At 54.9% G+C, this 1,146-nt stretch carries 2 protein-coding genes; both read right to left on the bottom strand.

Translation table 11 applies throughout. The features are described 5' to 3' along the window. Window positions 1–788: PAS domain-containing protein (locus tag C9413_RS32305; protein WP_170251594.1), on the bottom strand; the 788-nt coding region annotated here is incomplete at its 3' end. A gap of 177 nt (window positions 789–965) precedes the next feature. Then, the coding region (locus tag C9413_RS32955; protein WP_210263688.1) for a hypothetical protein at window positions 966–1,146 on the bottom strand (181 nt) is incomplete at its 5' end.

Genomic DNA, 1,146 nt, shown 5'->3' on the forward strand with positions numbered 1-1,146 from the left:
TCTTTTGGCTGCGCCAGGAGCTCCTGATTCCTTGCCCAGACCTGCAGGTAGCGACCGTCGGCATCTACCTCGAACAGAACGTCAGGAATGGCTGCGATAACTCCCTCTGCGAATTCAAGAGCCTCTTTGAGATCATGCTCCGCACGTTTTCGTTCTGTGATGTCCAACATCGCGCCACCCAAGCCGATCCTGTTACCGGCGATATCAGTGATCGCTGTTTTGCTGAGTAAAAGATCAACTACGCCACCATTTTCCGCAGTGGCCTTTGCTTCATATTGCTGAACACCGCCATTTGCAAAAAGCGCCTCGTCCAACGCGGCATACGTCTCGGCTATGGGTGCGGGTACCAAATCGAAAACGGTTTTTCCGATAATCTCTGCTCTTGAGCGACCGGAGAAGCTTTCAAACGCCCTGTTGCAACCAAGATGTACGCCATCCCTGTTCTTGAAGAAGACGGGTAACGGGATCGCGTCGAGTACGACGGCACTGGACATCTCTTCGGCGTTGAGTGGCATGTCGAAGTTTGTCGCAGGATGCCGGGGATTCGCCCGAAAAGACTTGTCAAACGGTTGCTTCAGTCTCGCGACATCTGCGTCGTGACCGTGCGATGGCCGGACATTGGAGGCCTCCGAAAATGGCGGTGCCGTGCCCGTGGCAAGTGGAGGGCTGGCATTGACCGCGTTGCGGAAGGCGCCACGCCCCTGATTGATTTGAGCATCAGTCGCCATCTGCGCTTCCACAGGCTGTTCGGGGCGGGATGTGCGTTCCGATTGACGTATGTGTTTCATGTGCCTGTCCTGCTCTGTCACGTGGCTGAGCAATCATGCGTCAAGCCAGCTTTTTGTAAGGACCGCACAAGTCATTTGGCGGAGGGTACTATGCCGCTACCCCACCGGGATATAGCTCTCATTCAGAATCATCAAAGATGTGTATTTGACTGTGGTCGGCGACGCCGCCCAAATGATTTAGATCGCGTGCCAATCATCGTTCGAAGGTGCGAGCGCCAGGTTACCGCGGCGCATCGGATAGTTTCCGCGGTCAACCATTGTCTGACCGGCCGGGAAACTCTTACCAAGTTCGCCTGTGACCTTCTGTGGCTTGAAATCCCCGCTACCGTCTTTGAAGTGGAAATGTCTCAAAAGCGCA

This window comes from Rhizobium sp. SEMIA 4085, assembly GCF_013004495.1.
GTDB lineage: Bacteria > Pseudomonadota > Alphaproteobacteria > Rhizobiales > Rhizobiaceae > Rhizobium > Rhizobium gallicum.